The 619-nt window shown below is 59.0% G+C and carries 1 protein-coding gene and 1 pseudogene; one reads left to right on the forward strand and one right to left on the reverse strand.

Annotation, left to right across the window (positions count from 1 at the left end):
* Window positions 1–188, reverse strand: a pseudogene (locus D4A39_RS19040) (hypothetical protein); the annotation flags it as partial.
* Here D4A39_RS19040 and D4A39_RS19045 point away from each other — a divergent pair.
* Window positions 153–619: endonuclease/exonuclease/phosphatase family protein (locus D4A39_RS19045; protein ID WP_497707268.1), on the forward strand; the 467-nt coding region annotated here is incomplete at its 3' end. The pseudogene D4A39_RS19040 and the gene D4A39_RS19045 sit on opposite strands and share 36 nt — an antisense overlap.

A 619-nucleotide genomic window follows, 5' to 3' on the forward strand; every position in this document is an offset into this window, starting at 1 on the left:
GCATCGCGGAAGACGCCGAGCAGACGGTTCAGGTCGGCCACTTCCAGCGGCCGGATCTGGAACGGCAGAAAAGGGGCCATCGGGTCGGCAGGCGGAGGGGCTGGACTCTCCACTACTCTGGAGTTCCCCGCAGTGAGAGGCGGCGGGCTGGTGTGGGCTTGCTCATAGCCCCCCAGCTCAGCCGCCATGTGTTGGAGTTTACCCCGGTGAACGAGAGGGTCACTTCCCTGCGCCTTAGGGTCGGGGATAGGTCTCTCACTGTTGTTTGTGCTTACGGGCCGAATGGCAGTGCAGAGTACCCGGCCTTCTTGGAGTCTCTGGGAGGGGTGCTTGAAAGTGCTCCAACTGGGGACTCCATCGTTCTACTGGGGGACTTCAACGCTCACGTGGGCAGCGACAGTGATACTTGGAGGGGCGTGATTGGGAGGAACGGCCCCCCCGATCTGAACCCGAGTGGTGTTCTGTTATTGGACTTCTGTGCTAGTCACAGTTTGTCCATAACAAACACCATGTTCAAGCATAAGGGTGCCCATCAGTGCACGTGGCACCAGGACACCCTAGGCAGGAGGTCGATGATCGACTTTGTAGTTGTTTCGTCTGACCTTCGGCCATATGTCTT

It is taken from the genome of Alcanivorax profundi (assembly GCF_003597125.1).
In the GTDB taxonomy this organism is placed as follows: Bacteria; Pseudomonadota; Gammaproteobacteria; order Pseudomonadales; family Alcanivoracaceae; genus Alcanivorax; species Alcanivorax profundi.